This window comes from Bacteroides helcogenes P 36-108 (assembly GCF_000186225.1).
In the GTDB taxonomy this organism is placed as follows: Bacteria; Bacteroidota; Bacteroidia; order Bacteroidales; family Bacteroidaceae; genus Bacteroides; species Bacteroides helcogenes.
Window position 1 is genome coordinate 3233382 of the sequence record NC_014933.1, and the last position, 17643, is coordinate 3251024.

The following is a 17643-nucleotide window of genomic DNA, read 5'->3' on the forward strand; positions in this document are numbered from 1 at the left end:
ATGCTCCGGCGCAACTGGACAGTACCATACGCGCTGTTTTTGCTCATATTTGCCATAGTACCGTTGCTGCTCATCGTACTTTATGCCTTTACCGATGCTGAAGGAGCGTTGACATTTGCCAACTTTCGCAAGTTTATGATGCATCCCGAAGCACTGAACACATTTATCTATTCCATCGGAATCGCTGTAATAACAACACTTACTTGCCTCATTCTCGGCTACCCAGCAGCGTATATTCTCAGCCAAAAACAGTTCAATACTTCACAAACCATGGTAGTGCTGTTCATCCTGCCCATGTGGGTAAACATCCTGATACGTACTCTTGCCACGGTAGCGCTGTTCGACTTCCTGAACTTACCATTAGGGCAAGGTGCATTGGTTTTCGGCATGGTGTACAACTTTCTGCCGTTCATGATTTACCCCATTTATAACACACTTCAAAAGATGGACCACAACCTGATAGAAGCAGCCCAGGATCTGGGAGCACCACCCGCCAAAGTATTCGGCAAAGTAATTCTTCCCCTTTCCATGCCAGGCATCATGAGTGGCATTGTGATGGTATTCATGCCCACGGTCAGCACCTTTGCCATTGCCGAGTTACTGACAATGAACAACATCAAACTTTTCGGAACTACAGTGCAGGAGAACATTTACAACGGAATGTGGAACTACGGCGCCGCCCTCTCGCTCATCATGTTATTGCTGATAGGCGTAACCATCCTCTTCACCAGTGACGAAGACGGAGCATCGAATGAAAGCGGAGGAGTGATATGATGACACGTATTTTGGCAAAAGGTTATCTTTGGATGCTGTTGGCACTACTTTATTCGCCTATCCTGATTATCATGATCTTCTCGTTCACAGAAGCTAAAGTATTGGGTAACTGGACAGGATTCTCCACCAAGCTATACAGTTCGCTTTTTACGGGCGGCATGCACCACTCACTGGCAAGTGCGATAGGAAACACATTTGCCATCGCAATGATAGCAGCTACTGCCTCCACGGCACTTGGCTGTATTGCAGCCATCGGCATCTTCAACTTGCGCTCACGCACACGGCAAGTGATGAATTTCGCCAATGCCATCCCCATGATGAACGCAGACATTATCACCGGTGTTTCACTGTTCCTGCTATTCGTCAGCTTTGGCATTTCACAAGGCTTCACAACAGTGATACTGGCACACATCACATTCTGTACACCCTATGTAGTACTCAGTGTAACGCCCCGACTCAAGAAAATGAACCAGAATGTTTATGAAGCAGCACTGGATTTAGGGGCTACACCGTTTCAGGCATTACGGAAAGTGATTCTCCCGGAAATATTACCAGGCATGATAAGCGGTTTTATCCTCGCCTTCACGCTCTCCATCGATGACTTTGCCGTAACAATCTTCACCATTGGCAACGAAGGATTGGAAACGCTTTCCACCTATATCTATGCCGATGCACGCAAAGGAGGACTGACACCGGAACTTCGCCCATTGTCCACCATCATTTTTGTGACAGTGCTGGTATTATTGGTCGTAATCAACAAGCGAGCGGAAAAATCAAAGAAAGAGAAATAAAATTGTATGATGAAAAGATTGATAAACATACTGATTTCACTGTGCAGCATCGTACTTTTGACCTCTTGTGGAAACTTGGTCAGAGAACGTAGCCACATATTGAAAATATATAACTGGGCAGACTACATTGACGAAGAAGTGCTCGCCGAATTCCCCATCTGGTACAAACAGCAGACAGGTGAGGATATTCGCATCATCTACCAAGTATTTGACATCAACGAAATCATGCTGACCAAAATTGAGCGCGGACACGAAGATTTCGATGTCGTGTGCCCTTCGGAATACATCATCGAACGGATGCTTCGGAAAAACCTGCTTCTGCCTATCGACCGAAATTTCGGAAAAGCCCCAGACTACACCCCAAATGTATCTCCCTATATCCGGCAAGAGTTAAATAAAATAAGTTTACCAGAACGAACAACAACAGACTACGCCGTACCTTATATGTGGGGAACGGCCGGAATTCTATTCAACAAGAAGTTCATTACGACAGAAGAAGCCAGCAGTTGGCACAGTCTCTGGAATCCCAAGAACAAAGGAAAAATTCTGATGAAAGACAGCTACCGTGATGCTTATGGAACCGCCATCATCTACGCCCATGCCAAGCAATTGACAGACAGCGCCATCACCGTAGAACAGTTAATGAATGACAACTCTCCAGAAGCCATATACCTCGCCGAAAAATATCTCAAAATGATGAAACCAAATATTGCCGGTTGGGAAGCAGACTTCGGAAAGGAAATGATGACCAAAGGAAAAGCATGGATCAATTTCACATGGAGTGGTGATGCGGTATGGGCCATAGAAGAAGCCGATGCCGTAGGAGTGGAACTGGATTATGCCGTTCCCCGCGAAGGAAGCAACATTTGGTACGACGGATGGGTAATTCCACGGTATGCCCGCAATGTGAAGGCTGCAAGTTATTTCATCAACTACCTTTGTCAGCCCGAAGTAGCCCTGCGCAACATGGATGCTATCGGCTATGTCAGTGCCGTGGCAACCTCCGAAATCATGGAGGCGAAACGAGATACCACAATAAAAGGATTTTCAGACCTGAGTTATTTCTTTGGCAACATTGCCGGAGCAGACAGTCTGCAAATCAATCCAGTGCAATATCCCGACAGGAAAATAGTGGAACGCTGTGCAATGATACGTGACTTCGGAAACCGCACGGAACTGGTACTCGAAATGTGGAGCCGTGTGAAGGGCGACAATCTCAACAACGGCATCGTTCTGCTGATATTTGCAGTATTCGGCATTTTGTTCGTATGGCTGGTGTACGGAAAGATACGCAGACACAAGCAGAAGCAGCGTCATCATCTTCGCAGGAAAAGAGAAAAATAATACTTATCGCTTAACATATAATTTATAAATCAATATACAACAATGCTGACTCAAATTATAAACGGACGCATATTCACCCCTGAAGGCTGGTTGAATGAAGGTTCCGTCCTGATGCGTAACGGAAAGATTCTCGAAGTAACCAACTGTGATCTTGCATTGATAGGAGCACAAATGATTGATGCCAAAGGAATGTACATCGTTCCGGGCTTTGTCTGCATGCATGCGCATGGCGGAGGAGGACGCGATTTCACGGAATGTACCGAAAACGCTTTCCGCACGGCTGCAAACGCCCATTTGCGACATGGAGCCACGAGCATCTTCCCTACTCTGTCTTCTTCTCCTTTCAGCAAGCTGCATCAAGCCGCCGAAGTGTGCGAGAGGCTAATGGAAGAACCTGCAAGCCCCATTCTCGGACTGCATCTCGAAGGTCCGTATCTCAATCCCAAAATGGCAGGTGAACAATTTGCAGGTCAAGTGAAAGAAATTGATGAAAAAGAATACAAGGAACTCGCTGAAAGCACTCATTGCATCCGCCGTTGGGATGCATCACCCGAACTTCCGGGAGCGCTGGACTTTGCCCGTTACCTTCGCGACCGGGGGATACTGGTTGCCATATCGCATACCGAAGCCGAATATGACGGTATCAAAAAGGCATATGAAGCCGGATTCACTCATGCCGCACACTTCTACAACGCTATGCCGGGATTCCACAAGCGCCGCGAATACAAATATGAAGGTACAGTAGAGAGTGTTTATCTAACCGACGGCATGACCATTGAACTCATTGCCGACGGCATCCATCTGCCCTCTACCATCCTGCGGCTTGCTTATAAGTTGAAAGGCACTGATCATACTTGTCTCGTAACCGATGCACTCTCCAGTACTGCAACCGATGGAAAAAACTTCAGTGACCCGCGCTATATCATCGAAAACGGTGTATGCAAACTTGCCGACCGTTCTGCACTGGCAGGTAGTATCGCCACCAGCGATGTACTTGTCCGAACTATGGTAAAAGCCGGAATCCCTTTGGGAGATGCGTTGCGTATGGCCTCCGAAACCCCTGCCCGCATCATGGGAGTATTCGAGCGCAAAGGGTCACTCCAGAAAGACAAGGATGCCGACATCCTTGTCATGGACAAGGAACTGAACATTCGTGCCGTATGGCAACAGGGAACACTGATAGAGGATTCTCTAAAAAAAGCACAATAAAAAACATTATGCAGGATGATAATGTTATTATAATACATAATTTTGTGACGTATTAAGTGAAACAAATTAACAAGTAAAAGTATGAAAATGAAAATTACAGCATTATTGTTATGCGGTACTATACTGCTGGGCAGTTGTAGTACAATGAACAATACCACGAAAGGTGGAGTGATTGGTGGTGGTTCGGGCGCAGCGGCCGGAGCCATAATTGGAGGATTGATAGGCAAAGGCAAAGGTGCGGCCATCGGTGCGGCCATCGGTGCAGCCGTAGGCACAGGTGCAGGTGCAGCCATTGGTCATAAAATGGACAAAAAAGCTGCCGAAGCTGCCAAGATTGAAGGCGCACAGGTAGAGCAAATCACTGACAGCAACGGATTGCCCGCAGTGAAAGTCTCTTTTGCGGCAGGTATCCTCTTTGGCTTCAATTCCGCAGCACTCAGCAATGATGCCAAGGCTTCTCTGCGTGACCTTGCACAGATTTTGAAAGATGATTCTACAACAGACATTGCCATCATCGGTCATACTGATAAGGTGGGAACCTATGAAGCCAATATGAAGGTTTCAAAGAATCGCGCTTATTCCGTAGAGAATTATTTGCAGGATTGCGGTGTTTCTCCTGCACAATTTAAGAAAGTGGAAGGTGTAGGATATGCCCAATATGATGAAAGCAAGACAGCAGACCAAAACCGTCGGGTAGAAGTCTATATGTACGCCAGCGAGCAGATGATAAAGAATGCAGAAGCTGGCAAATAATCCCATTAAAGCTTAACGAAGCAGATGCTCCTTTTCGGGTAAACGCATGGTCTGTTCGAGTGCAACGGATCATGCGTTTCCTCCAAACAGACCATCTGTTTCTTTCATATACACATATCACTGACAATGAAACTTCCCAAGTCCTTACGATACTTACGCAATCTGATACTTTTCTTTTTTATCTCCACTATCATGATGGTAGTGGCTTATTGCTTTCTGCCGGTTTATGTCACTCCGCTGATGCTCATCCGGAGCGTACAACAAATCTTCAAAGGAGAAAATCCCGTATGGCATCACACTTGGGTGTCTTTTGATAAGATTTCCCCCCATTTGCCAATGGCGGTCATCGCTTCAGAAGACAACCGTTTTGCCACACACAACGGATTTGACTTCACCGAAATAAAGAAAGCCATGAAAGAAGCCGAAAAAGGGAAAAGAAGACGGGGAGCAAGCACCATCAGTCAGCAGACGGCAAAAAACGTATTCCTATGGCCACAATCTTCGTGGATACGGAAAGGATTTGAAGTTTACTTCACTTGGATGATAGAATTGGTATGGTCAAAAGAACGAATTATGGAGGTTTATCTCAATTCTATCGAAATGGGAAAATCCGTCTATGGAGCAGAGGCAGCTGCAAAACACAAATTCAGCACTACCGCTGCCAGACTGAGTGCCGGACAATGCGCCCTGATTGCAGCTACACTGCCCAATCCCATACGTTTCGACTCCGCCCACCCCTCGCCCTACATACTGAAACGGCAGGAACGGATATTAAAACTGATGAGACAAGTTCCGAAGTTTCCACCGATGGACAAACCGGTGAAGAAAGCGGTGAAGAAGAATAAAAAATAGATGTTCCAATCCCCCCATTCAAACAGTATTTGAGCAATGTTCAAAGAGATACTTATCAAAATACAAACCGCCACTTCAACGGATGCAAAGTGACGGTTCGCAGGGAACGGAGTGACGGTTTGTATATAATCAATAAGTATGTACTCCTCCTTTCATTTCTGCTGCATCAATCTTCTTTTTGTCGATGCTACGCCATGCATAAAATATGTAAGCCAGAACAAAAGGAACCAAAACAGAAACATAAGCCATCACACGCAGAGTGAAAAGACTGGAGCAACTGTTTGCCAGTGTCAATGAACTTTGCAAATCGGCAGAAGAAGGATAATAGGCAGTGTTGTTGTAGCCTGCAATGAGCAACAATGCAAGTACCGTCAGGACAGTGCCGATACCGGCAAACCATATTCCCTTGTCGAACGTCGCCTTCCACAGTGTGCGAACAATTCCCCACAGCACAGCCACCACGCCTACAAGAAATATCAGCAACACCAATGGCATTTCGATGAAATTCATCAGATACTTGTAAGGTTCCATAAAAATCTCTCCGGTTTCAGGATTCACCGCATAACCGTCGGCCAGCAACGTGCGAATGACAAATGCAAGGAAAAACAGCAGAAACAGTCCTGTATTGGCCCACAAGGATCGACGGGAGCGCTTCAGTAAATTATCATCACTGATATTATTGATGAAATACAGTGCACCGAGAATACGCGAAAGGAAGAATACAGCCAATCCCAACACCACATTCCATGGATTGAGCAAAGCATCGAGACCGTGTCCGGCATTTGCCCATCTACTAATGACAGGCATGGAAAACTCCGCGATATTCCCTTTTTCGACATAAAAGGCAGAACCGGTAAAGAATGTGGCCACTGCCCCACCCAGCAACAAGGGGCCCACTACTCCGTTTATCACCAGAAACGTGCGATAAGTAGTCTTGCCCAGCAAGTTTCCCGCTTTGGACTGAAACTCATAGCTGACGGCCTGCAACACAAAGCTGAACAGAATAATCATCCACAGCCAGTATGCCCCACCAAAGCTGGTACTATAAAACAAGGGGAATGAAGCAAAGAATGCTCCGCCAAATGTAACAAGCGTTGTAAATGTAAATTCCCACTTACGCCCTGTGGAGTTCATTATCATTTTGCGTTGTTCCTCTGTCTTGCCCAAGCAGAACAAGAGCGAATTACCTCCCTGCACAAACAGCAGAAACACTAAGATGGCCCCTAACAGAGAAACTATAAACCACCAATATTGTTGGAGAAAGATATATGTATTCATATCGAAAAGATTTTATTTGATTATCATTTTTCCGGTCCCTTACGTATTGCCTTCAGCATAATTCCCACCTCTGCAACCAGCATAATGGTGAAAAGAATAAGAAAGATAAAAAAGGTAGTCTGCACGGAGCCGACATCCAGTTTGGAAATGGCAGCTCCCGTAGGCAACATATCCTGTATCGCCCACGGCTGACGTCCGCACTCGGCAACCACCCAGCCAGCTTGTCCCGCAAGGTATCCCAAAGGAATGGTGCACAAAGCCACCCAATGCAACCAATGCATCTTTGACAAATCTTTCTTGTAAACCAGAAACAACAACACGATAAAGAAAAGAATGAAATAAGCACCCAAAATCACCATGACACGAAACATGTAGAAGGTCAAGGCCACGTTGGGAACCAAATCATTCACGTCCTTGATATAACCATATCCAAAATAAGCTACATTCTCTTTCAACGTCTTGGCAGCCACCTCAGCCTCTGTACTATTACCCGCCGCCTTAGCTTTGCGGTAAGCAGAAAAAGCACTGATAGCCGTTTTTCCTCTTTCTATCTTCTCTTCCGCCGACAGCGCTTCCGTACCATCTTTCAATGTATAGCCACCTCGCAGCAGATCATTAATGCCTGGTACGAAGGCGTCCGTACTGCGCTCGGCAAGCAGCGACAACAGTTTTGGAACCTCTACGCGCATCAGGAAAGGATCACGACCATCATCCGCCCTTTTCTTATCAGGATTCAGAATACCGAACGCCACCAGGCCGGCTCCAGTGCGTCCTTCGTAATATCCTTCCATGGCAGCCAGTTTCATAGGCTGCGCCTGCGCCACTTGATAGCCAGAGCCGTCACCTGTCCAAGCAGAAAGGACTGCGGCGCACAAGCCTACCCATGCCGCAACCTTTATACTGGCCAAAGCAAATGTCTTGTCACGCTTCTTCAACAAGTACCAACAACTGATTCCTACCACAAATACCGCCGCCAGCACCCAGCCAGATAAAATGCTATGGAAGAATTTATTGACGGCCATTGGCTGTGTAGCCACCGCCCAAAAATCCACCATCTCATTGCGGGCCGTATCGGGATTGAACTCCATACCTACGGGATTCTGCATCCAAGCATTAGCAACCAGAATCCACCAGGCAGAAATGGTAGCTCCCAACCCCGTGAGCCAGGTGGCGGCGAGGTGGAAACGCTTGCTCACCTTCTCCCAACCGAAAAACATGACTGCTATGAAGGTGGCTTCCATGAAGAAGGCGAGAATGCCTTCAATGGCAAGTGGCGCACCGAAGATATCGCCTACAAACCAACTGTAATTACTCCAATTCGTACCAAACTCAAACTCCAGAATCAGTCCCGTAGCCACACCCACAGCGAAATTAATGCCGAACAGTTTCATCCAGAATTTAGCGGTACGTTTCCAAAACTCGTCACCAGTACGGTAGTACACCGTTTCCATGATACCCATAATGACCGCAAGTCCCAGGGTAAGCGGCACGAAAATCCAATGATAGATGGCTGTCAAAGCAAATTGAGCTCTCGACCAGTCAATCAGAGAAGTGTCAATGTTTTCAAGCATAAGAATAAAAGTTAAGTTATTATTAAAATATGAATCGCAAAACCACATTAATCGTCCACCGTCCCAACACCACGCTGAATAAGCTCCCGACTGACATAATCGTCCTTTTCATCGCCTACGGCGGAAGTATTCAGATAATTGGGAAAGAAAAAGAGGCGGAGAATGAAGAACATAATAAAAAGCTTTATTAGAATAATGAGCCACAAAGTACGGCCCAATGTCATGCTTCGGAAACCTTCCAGATAGAATCGCCAGATGTTTGTTACAGTCCGCTTCATAATAAATAGGATTTATAATGATTACAAATATAGAATACTTTTATATAATGAGCAAACAAATGACAAGAAAGTTAATTGTCGGTACAAAAAAGTATTTGGGCGATAAAAACTCTGCCAACGTCTATCTCATTTGCCCACTACGCCCGAAGCTCCTACATTTGCATCTGTAAAACAATAGAATAACATTGATATGGATAACGTAAGAAGATTGACAGTGATAACACTCTGCATGGCAAGTTGCGCATGGCTCCCGGCACAGACAAGGACCGATGTGCAACAAGCCACCGCAGAAACAATTCTGCACACAGACAGCCTGCCTGCACAATGGAACTTGCAGGCCTGCATCGATTATGCCATCAAGCAAAACATCAGCATCCGCAAAAACCGCCTCAGCGCCCAGAGCGCCGAAGTAGATGTGAAGACCGCCAAGGCCGCCCTCTTCCCTAGCCTCTCGGCCAGCGTGAGCCAACGCATCGTAAACCGCCCCCAAAGCGAGACGAATACCATCATCAACGGTGACAACATCACCAGCAGCCAAAGCAAGACCAGCTACAATGGCAGCTACGGCATAGACGCCAACTGGACTCTCTACAACGGAGGAAAGCGCCTCAACACCATCAAGCAGCAGGAGCTGAACAATCGCATCGCCCAACTCAGTGTGTCGCAAAGCGAAAACAACATTGAGCAGAGTATCGCTCAGACCTATGTGCAGATACTCTATGCCGCTGAAGCCGTGAAGATCAATGAATCGACACTGAAAGTGAGCCAGGCCGAATGCGAGCGATCACGCCAATTGCTCAAAGAGGGAAGCATCGCCCGGAGCGACCTCGCACAATTAGAAGCACAGGTGAGTAGTGACAAATATCAATTTGTGACGGCACAAGCCACCCTGCAGGACTACAAACTGCAACTCAAGCAACTGTTGGAACTGGACGGTGAGGAAGAAATGAACCTATATATCCCTGCCCTGGGCACAGAGAATGTGCTGTCTCCACTACCCAGCAAAATGGATGTCTATCAGTCGGCGCTCACCCTACGCCCCGAAATAGAGGAGGGCAAACTTAACGTGCAGGCCTCGGAACTCAACATCAAGATAGCCCGCGCAGGTTATATGCCCACACTCAGTCTGAGCGCCGGCATCGGGACCAGCCACTCCAACGGCAGCGACTATACCTTCAGTGAACAGATCAAGCAGAACTGGAACAATTCATTGGGATTCACCGTCAGCGTGCCCATCTTCAGCAACCGCCAGACCAAGAGCGCCGTAGAGAAAGCCAAGATTCAAAAACAAACCAGCGAACTGAACCTGTTAGACGAACAAAAGACTCTGTACAAGACCATCGAAAGCCTATGGCTTGACGCCAACAGTGCCCAGCAAAGCTATGCCGCTGCCAAGGAGAAACTGAAAAGCACACAAACCAGCTACGACCTCATTCAAGAGCAATTCAACCTGGGGATGAAAAACACCGTGGAACTGCTCACTGAAAAGAGCAACCTCCTCAATGCACAACAAGCCATGCTGCAAGCCAAATATATGGCGATACTGAACATGCAATTGCTAAAATTCTATCAGGGAGAGAATATTGAATTATAAACACACATTATATATAGTATGAACAAGAAGAAGATTATCCTCATCGCCGCAGTGGCCATAGCTGTCATCGGTGGAGGTATATGGATTTTCGGCAGCCCGGCCGCCAAACATAAAGTGACCTACGCCACAACAACCGTCAGCAAGGGTGAGATATCAGAGTCAGTAACAGCTACAGGAACCATCGAACCTGTGACGGAAGTTACAGTGGGTACACAGGTCAGTGGCATCATCGACAAGATCTATGTGGACTACAACTCCGTAGTGACTAAGGGCCAGCTCATAGCCGAGATGGACCGTGTGACCCTGCAAAGCGAGCTTGCCTCGCAACGCGCTTCCTACAATGGCGCCAAAGCAGAGTACGAATATCAGCAGAAGCTGTACGAACGCAATAAAATCCTGCATGCCAAGCAACTCATAGCCACCACCGACTACGAACAGTCACTCTATAGCTACCAGAAAGCCAAGAGCACCTTTGAAAGCACGCAAGCAGCTCTGGCCAAGGCCGAACGCAACCTGTCATACGCCACCATCACCTCACCCATCGACGGCGTAGTGACCAGTCGCAGTGTAGAAGCCGGCCAGACGGTGGCTTCGGGCTACTCTACCCCTACCCTCTTCACCATCGCTGCCGACCTGACGCAGATGCAGGTAGTGACCGATGTGGACGAAGCTGACATTGCAGACATCAAAGAAGGACAACGCACCTCATTCACCGTGGACGCTTATCCCAACGACACTTTCGAAGGCATAGTGACACAGATCCGCTTGGGTCAAGCCAGCAGCAGTTCGTCCAGCAGTAGTAGCAGCTCATCCACCACGGTGGTGACCTATGAGGTAGTCATCTCCGCCCACAACCCCGACCTGAAGCTGAAACCCCGTCTCACAGCCAATGTCACCATTTATACCCTCGACCGCAAAGACATACTCTGCATCCCCAGCCGAGCCCTTCGCTTCACGCCCGAAAGGTCACTTATCGGCGAAAAAGACATAGTGAAGGACTGTGAAGCCGAGCACAAGGTATGGACCCGCGAAGGCAACACATTCACCGCACATGCCGTAGAAATAGGTATCTCCAACGGAGTGAACACGGAAATCACAAGCGGCATCAGCGAAGGCACTGTTATAGTGACCGAAGCTACTGTGGGCATGATGCCTGGTGAAGGAGGAACTCCGACCGCAGAAGCAAAATCCGAAAGCGGCGAGCAAAGCCCCTTCATGCCGGGACGTCCGGGAGGAAACAAAAAGAAATAACAATCAAGAACAAGGGCTTATGAACAAAACAGTCATTGAACTTCAGAACATCAAACGAAACTTCCAAGTAGGTGACGAAACCGTCCACGCCCTGCGTGGCGTATCGTTCACCATCACCGAAGGCGAGTTCGTCACCATCATGGGCACATCCGGCTCCGGTAAGTCCACGCTGCTCAATACCCTCGGCTGCCTCGACACCCCAACCAGCGGCGAATATCTATTGGACGGAATCTCCGTGCGCACCATGAGCAAGCCTCAACGAGCCGTGCTGCGCAACCGCAAGATAGGCTTCGTATTCCAAAGCTACAATCTGCTGGCCAAAACCACCGCTGTGGAGAATGTGGAACTGCCACTGATGTACAACTCCTCTGTTTCGGCAGCCGAAAGACGCAAGCGTGCCGTAGAAGCGCTGCAAGCTGTGGGCTTGGGAGACAGGTTAGGACACAAGTCCAACCAGATGTCAGGCGGACAGATGCAACGTGTGGCCATCGCTCGCGCACTGGTCAACAATCCTGCCGTCATTCTGGCAGACGAAGCCACCGGAAACCTCGATACACGTACATCCTTCGAGATTCTGGTTCTCTTTCAGAAACTGTATGCCGAGGGGCGTACAATCATCTTCGTGACCCACAATCCTGAAATAGCCCAGTATAGCAGCCGCAACATTGTGCTGCGCGACGGCCAAATAAAAGACGACAGCCTCAATCCCCACGTGCTGGATGCAGCCACAGCCTTGGCCGCACTGCCCCAGCAGGAGGAAGACTAATCATAAAACCTACTTATAACATTATCAATATGAACGGGACAAATCTTTTCAAAATAGCGCTCCGCGCCCTGTCCAACAACAAGCTGCGCGCCTTCCTCACCATGCTGGGCATCATCATTGGTGTGGCATCCGTCATTACCATGCTTGCCATCGGACAAGGCTCCAAGAAAAGCATACAGGCGCAGATTGCCGAGATGGGATCAAACATGATCATGATACATCCGGGAGCCGACATGAGAGGTGGCGTTCGGCAAGACGCCAGTGCCATGCAGACACTGAAACTGGCCGACTATGAGGATTTATGCAACAAAACGAGCTTCCTTGCCGCCATCAGCCCCAACGTATCCTCCAGCGGGCAACTCATTGCGGGCAACAACAACTATCCTTCCTCGGTGAGTGGTGTCAGTATCGACTATCTTAAAATCCGCCAACTCAGTGTGGCCAACGGCGAAATGTTCACCGAATCGGACATACAAACCTCAGCCAAAGTGTGTGTCATCGGAAAGACCATTCAGGACAATCTCTTTCCAGGCGGAGAAGACCCCGTAGGACGCATTATCCGATTTAACCAAATACCCTTTCGCATAGTGGGCATACTCAAAGCCAAAGGTTATAATTCCATGGGCATGGATCAGGACGACGTAGTACTGGCCCCCTATACCACCGTGATGAAACGCCTGTTGGCACAGACCTACCTCAGTGGTATCTTCGCCTCCGCCCTCAGTGAAGACATGACAGACAACGCTACCGAAGAAGTGACAGAAATCCTGCGTCAAAACCATAAACTGAAAGACGGAGATAACGATGATTTCACCATCCGAAGCCAACAGGAACTCAGCACTATGCTGAACTCCACGACCGACCTGATGACCACACTGTTAGCCTGCATCGCCGGCATTTCGCTCGTAGTGGGTGGTATCGGCATCATGAACATCATGTACGTCAGCGTAACGGAACGAACCCGCGAAATCGGACTACGTATGTCCGTAGGCGCTCGTGGTATCGACATCCTAAGCCAATTTCTTATAGAAGCCATACTTATCAGCATCACTGGTGGCATCATCGGTGTGATATTAGGTTGCGGAGCCAGTTGGATTGTGAAAAGTGCAGCCCACTGGCCTATCTTCATCCAACCCTGGAGCGTATTCCTCTCTTTCGCCGTTTGTACTGCCACAGGAGTATTCTTCGGTTGGTATCCTGCCAAAAAAGCGGCCGGACTCGACCCGATAGAGGCCATACGATATGAATAATTCATATTTTAACCTTATCTTTGCAACACTATGAAGCAAATACCCGACAACAAGCCTCGCATCATTGAGGCACTGATACACGTCATCGGATGGGGAATCGTATTCGGATTCCCCTTCCTGATGATGAGCCGTAGCGGATTCAGTATCACATGGATGGACTACGTGCGTCACGGCAGTGTCGTTCCTCTCTCTTTTCTCGTCGTATTCTACGTGAACTATTTCATTCTCATCCCTTGTTACCTCTTCGAAGGACACATCCGGCAATACCTCTTGTTCAACGTACTGCTGATAGTCTGCATAGCCGCTGGAGCGCACTTGTGGCAAGAGTATATGTTCCAGGCAGGACACACATTCGGCAAAGGAGGAAGACATCAGGGACCTCCCAAATGGATATTCTTCACACGCGACCTATTCTCCATGGTATTGACCGTAGGTCTAAGCGTTGCCATCAAGATGAGTGGACGCTGGATACAAATGGATGCCGCACGGCGTGAAGCCGAAAAGAGCCGGACAGAAGCCGAGCTGAAAAACCTACGCAGCCAGCTCAATCCGCACTTTCTACTCAATACACTGAACAATATATATGCACTCATAGCCTTCAATTCCGATAAGGCACAAGCTGCCGTACAAGAGTTGAGCCGACTGCTTCGCCATGTGCTTTATGACAACCAGCAGAATTTTGTCACCCTCGACAAAGAGATGGACTTCATCCGCAGCTACATTGAACTGATGCGCATCCGTCTGGCCGATAACGTAAGCGTAAATACACAGTTTGACGTCCGGCCGGACAGCCGTACAGAAATAGCACCGCTTATCTTCATTTCTCTTATAGAGAATGCCTTCAAGCATGGTATATCACCTACCGAACCCAGCTTCATCCGCATCCGTTTCAGCGAAAGTCCCGGAAAGGTGTGCTGTGAAATCACCAACAGCTACCATCCCAAGAGCCAAACTGACAAAAGTGGAAGTGGCATCGGACTGGAGCAAGTGAGAAAACGCCTCGAACTAACCTATCCCGGCCGCTACACCTGGCAGCAAGGAGTAAGTAAGGACGGAAAAGAATATAAATCAATCTTACAACTATCTGTATGAATCTGAAATGTGCAATCGTAGATGACGAGCCCTTGGCATTGAACCTTTTAGAAAGCTATGTCAACAAGACTCCTTTCCTTGAATTAATAGGAAAATATTCCAGTGCCGTGCAAGCCATGAGGGAACTGTCCGACAAAAAGGCAGACCTGCTTTTCCTTGACATTCAAATGCCGGAACTGAACGGACTGGAATTCTCGAAAATGGTGGACCCCAACACTCGCATCGTTTTCACCACTGCCTTCGGACAATATGCAATAGATGGCTATAAAGTCAACGCATTGGACTATCTGTTGAAACCCATTTCTTATGTAGATTTCCTCCAGGCTGCTAACAAGGCCGTTCAGTGGTTTGAACTATTGCAGCAACCTAAAGAGGATATCCAAAGCATTTTCGTAAAGAGCGACTACAAATTAATCCAAATCGAATTAAAGAAAATCCTATACATAGAGGGACTGAAAGATTATATCAAAATATACGAGGAAGATATTTCAAAACCCATCCTGTCATTGATGAGCATGAAAGCGATGGAAGATCTGCTACCTTCTTCCCGATTCATGCGTGTACACCGTTCCTATATAGTTCAAAAGGACAAAATACGCATTATAGACCGGGGAAGAATCGTTTTCGGCAAAAATTATATTCCTGTCAGTGACAGTTACAAACAAGCATTTCAGGAGTTTTTGGATCAGAGAAGCTGAATGTCTATCCGATTTGTCGATGAAATTAATTATTTTGTCGATTTATAGCGCAAGATTATTGCATATTAAAAGATGTTTCTTTACCTTTGCAACGAACAGATAGGAGTTGTGAAACTCCGCCAATAGAATAGTTTAGTTAAGTCTAGTTTAGTTTTTGTGTGAAGCACTTCCTTCGTAAGCGAACGTTGGAAGTGCTTTTATTTCACGTGTTTTAGATATTTTCAAAAAATAAATAAATGCTATTCTTATATGCTTTCATATATAAAAATTTATATTCCTCAATATCCTCCCACATCTTTCCATCAGTGGTTTATTTCTCGTAAATCCTATGCTTCTCCAGTTCCAGTTTCAACAGGAGCTGCTTAGTGGAATCCATGATAACCAAAGCACCATTTGTCTGCATATCATAGAGATGGGGATATTTGCCGTCTATGGCCTCTGCCCTTTCCATAAGCTTTTCAAACGAAGGAAGCTCAAACACATACTCATCTCGATACTCATCGTCCTTATCTCGTCGGTCGAATGTAAGGATGATCTTGTCACCCTTCTCGAAGGCTATGATTTCACGTTCAAAAGTACCATGATAAAACCAAATGGCCTCCTTCCGGCTATTAGGCGCATCTGCCTTCTGCACTTCCAGATAAATTTGACCCGTAAAAGGAACATCCTTCCCCGCCACAGTCTTCAGATAAGACTTTTCAAAATACAAATGGAAGTCAAGCCGCTTGTCATTGAAACGAGAGTCATTTTTACGGTATTTGGAGTAGATAACCGTCCGGAAAGTGTTGTTAGTACCCAATTCCCGCATCTTATAGGATATGGCAATTCCGGGATTATCACGACTGAACTTCGCACCATCCTCCAGAAGCGTCTTGAGCTGTTTGATATCTGAAATTGCCTTTGCGCTCAGGCTTGCGTTACCACCGAGCACACGGGCCTTGATCACAGACTTCTTGCTCAGGTCGTTAAAAGCAGTCTCAGCATTCGCATCAAACGCACCCCTCAGAAATGAGGCCTGAATCTTCGCTTCGGCCTCCACCTTACTCATCGTCGTTTCGATACCCAAAAGGAATACCCGACCCATCTTGATAGAGGATATGTAAACAGGCTTTTCATCACCCAACAAGGACTTATAGTCAAAGTCAGCTTGAGAGAAGAAGTCAGACGGTTTGGAGGGCAAATCAATGTCAATGGTATAGAACACCTGCTGTATCTTCACCAAAAAATGATTTTTCTCTTTTTTGAAACTAAACAGCCCACTCGCTTTCACAGAACCGACAGTGCCCGTATAGTTAGCCCCAAGGGCAAGTTTCAGGTAAGTCTCGTCATACACCTCCTCCGACGAATAAGTGATATTGGCAGAAGGGGTGTCATAGGTACGGGTTAGCAAGTCGTTCAATGCGTCCCTTACGGTAGAGAGCTTAGGGTCCTCCACGGTGACAGATGATTTCTTATCACCCACAAGGCTCGTTGAGATGGTTATAGGATTCCTAGGCACAATGATAGGAGTATAACTCCCGTTCACTATATTCTTTGCCTTGATCAGCGCACCCGGATAGAATATTTCCTGATCCTCGCTGAAAAGTAACTGTTCCTCCACCTCATTTGCCTGCTCAAACTCCTGACCGGAAGAATTTCCTGAAGCACGGGTGTACAGATAAGCTCCGCCGAACACACTGCTGCGGCTCTCCGGTTGTTGCACCACCCTTTCCTTAAAGGGCTTTATCTGCTCGATGGATGGCAAGGAAGAAATATACCCATCCAGAGATTTTGCTGTCTCTCCCAAAAGACCGTTACCCGGCAAGCTATCGTCATTACTGCAAGATGAGAAAATAAAGACACTGCATAGGATTACGTAAAAACCAGAGATAATTAATTTGTTCATAGCTGTTAGAGTTTTAGTTGATAAATAATTTTTCTTGTTCATTATTAAAATGAATAAAGTAAGGTAAAAACTGCATTATAAATACAGTTTTTTTCAAAACAATCATTTTATTCCTAATGCTCCTGTCTCCAATAAGTCGGTACATGCTCATATAATGTAAATGAAAACAAAACATTGAATAGTTATAATTAAACAATAATGACTATTTAAGACATTCCACTTCCCAATGAAATACTGAGAATTAGAAAACTTATTAG

16 protein-coding genes are annotated in these 17643 nt (G+C 46.9%); 12 read left to right on the forward strand and 4 right to left on the reverse strand.

From position 1 onward, the window contains the following. The 6 genes from BACHE_RS13335 (at position 1) to mtgA (ending at position 5723) form a co-directional block, all read left to right on the forward strand. Complete coding sequence (locus BACHE_RS13335) at positions 1-774, forward strand: ABC transporter permease (RefSeq protein ID WP_013548232.1); 774 nt, start codon at positions 1-3, stop codon at positions 772-774. After that, positions 771-1565, forward strand: coding sequence for an ABC transporter permease (locus BACHE_RS13340; protein ID WP_013548233.1), 795 nt, complete (start codon positions 771-773; stop codon positions 1563-1565). Before BACHE_RS13335 ends, BACHE_RS13340 begins: the two co-directional genes overlap by 4 nt. Before the next feature lie 9 nt (positions 1566-1574). Continuing rightward, complete coding sequence (locus BACHE_RS13345; protein WP_041579858.1) at positions 1575-2909, forward strand: ABC transporter substrate-binding protein; 1335 nt, start codon at positions 1575-1577, stop codon at positions 2907-2909. A 42-nt stretch (positions 2910-2951) separates the two neighbouring features. Further along, positions 2952-4118: an N-acetylglucosamine-6-phosphate deacetylase gene (gene nagA, locus BACHE_RS13350; RefSeq protein ID WP_013548235.1), complete on the forward strand. Its 1167-nt coding sequence runs from the start codon at positions 2952-2954 to the stop codon at positions 4116-4118. Positions 4119-4199: 81 nt separating this feature from the next. Next, positions 4200-4871: an OmpA family protein gene (locus BACHE_RS13355; protein WP_013548236.1), complete on the forward strand. Its 672-nt coding sequence runs from the start codon at positions 4200-4202 to the stop codon at positions 4869-4871. A gap of 126 nt (positions 4872-4997) precedes the next feature. Further along, on the forward strand, positions 4998-5723 hold the full coding sequence (mtgA, locus tag BACHE_RS13360) for a monofunctional biosynthetic peptidoglycan transglycosylase (protein WP_013548237.1): 726 nt from the start codon (positions 4998-5000) through the stop codon (positions 5721-5723). Between the two features lie 129 nt (positions 5724-5852). On the opposite strand, the gene BACHE_RS13365 is transcribed toward mtgA, so the two are convergent. From BACHE_RS13365 to BACHE_RS13375, 3 genes are read right to left on the reverse strand one after another with little or no spacing between them, the layout of a single operon-like run. Then, positions 5853-7001: a cytochrome d ubiquinol oxidase subunit II gene (locus tag BACHE_RS13365; RefSeq protein WP_013548238.1), complete on the reverse strand. Its 1149-nt coding sequence runs from the start codon at positions 6999-7001 to the stop codon at positions 5853-5855. A 23-nt stretch (positions 7002-7024) separates the two neighbouring features. After that, on the reverse strand, positions 7025-8572 hold the full coding sequence (locus tag BACHE_RS13370; RefSeq protein WP_013548239.1) for a cytochrome ubiquinol oxidase subunit I: 1548 nt from the start codon (positions 8570-8572) through the stop codon (positions 7025-7027). Positions 8573-8619: 47 nt separating this feature from the next. Continuing rightward, a complete protein-coding gene (locus BACHE_RS13375; RefSeq protein WP_013548240.1) occupies positions 8620-8850 on the reverse strand; it encodes a DUF4492 domain-containing protein in 231 nt (76 codons plus the stop codon). A gap of 190 nt (positions 8851-9040) precedes the next feature. Between BACHE_RS13375 and BACHE_RS13380 the strand changes: the two genes are divergently transcribed. The 6 genes from BACHE_RS13380 to BACHE_RS13405 are packed head-to-tail and all read left to right on the forward strand — an operon-like array spanning position 9041 to position 15501. After that, a complete protein-coding gene (locus BACHE_RS13380; protein ID WP_013548242.1) occupies positions 9041-10444 on the forward strand; it encodes a TolC family protein in 1404 nt (467 codons plus the stop codon). An 18-nt stretch (positions 10445-10462) separates the two neighbouring features. Then, complete coding sequence (locus tag BACHE_RS13385; protein ID WP_013548243.1) at positions 10463-11695, forward strand: efflux RND transporter periplasmic adaptor subunit; 1233 nt, start codon at positions 10463-10465, stop codon at positions 11693-11695. A 19-nt stretch (positions 11696-11714) separates the two neighbouring features. Further along, positions 11715-12461 (forward strand): ABC transporter ATP-binding protein, encoded by a 747-nt coding sequence (locus BACHE_RS13390; RefSeq protein WP_013548244.1) that lies wholly within the window; start codon positions 11715-11717, stop codon positions 12459-12461. Between the two features lie 29 nt (positions 12462-12490). Then, positions 12491-13711 (forward strand): ABC transporter permease, encoded by a 1221-nt coding sequence (locus BACHE_RS13395; protein ID WP_013548245.1) that lies wholly within the window; start codon positions 12491-12493, stop codon positions 13709-13711. 30 nt (positions 13712-13741) lie between these two features. Further along, the gene (locus BACHE_RS13400; protein WP_013548246.1) at positions 13742-14803 is read left to right on the forward strand and encodes a sensor histidine kinase; all 1062 of its coding nucleotides are present in this window, start codon (positions 13742-13744) and stop codon (positions 14801-14803) included. After that, on the forward strand, positions 14800-15501 hold the full coding sequence (locus tag BACHE_RS13405; RefSeq protein WP_013548247.1) for a LytR/AlgR family response regulator transcription factor: 702 nt from the start codon (positions 14800-14802) through the stop codon (positions 15499-15501). Before BACHE_RS13400 ends, BACHE_RS13405 begins: the two co-directional genes overlap by 4 nt. A gap of 310 nt (positions 15502-15811) precedes the next feature. Here the strand turns inward: BACHE_RS13405 and BACHE_RS13410 are convergent, their stop codons facing one another. Continuing rightward, on the reverse strand, positions 15812-17386 hold the full coding sequence (locus BACHE_RS13410) for a thiol-activated cytolysin family protein (RefSeq protein ID WP_013548248.1): 1575 nt from the start codon (positions 17384-17386) through the stop codon (positions 15812-15814). Between the last annotated feature and the right edge of the window lie 257 nt (positions 17387-17643).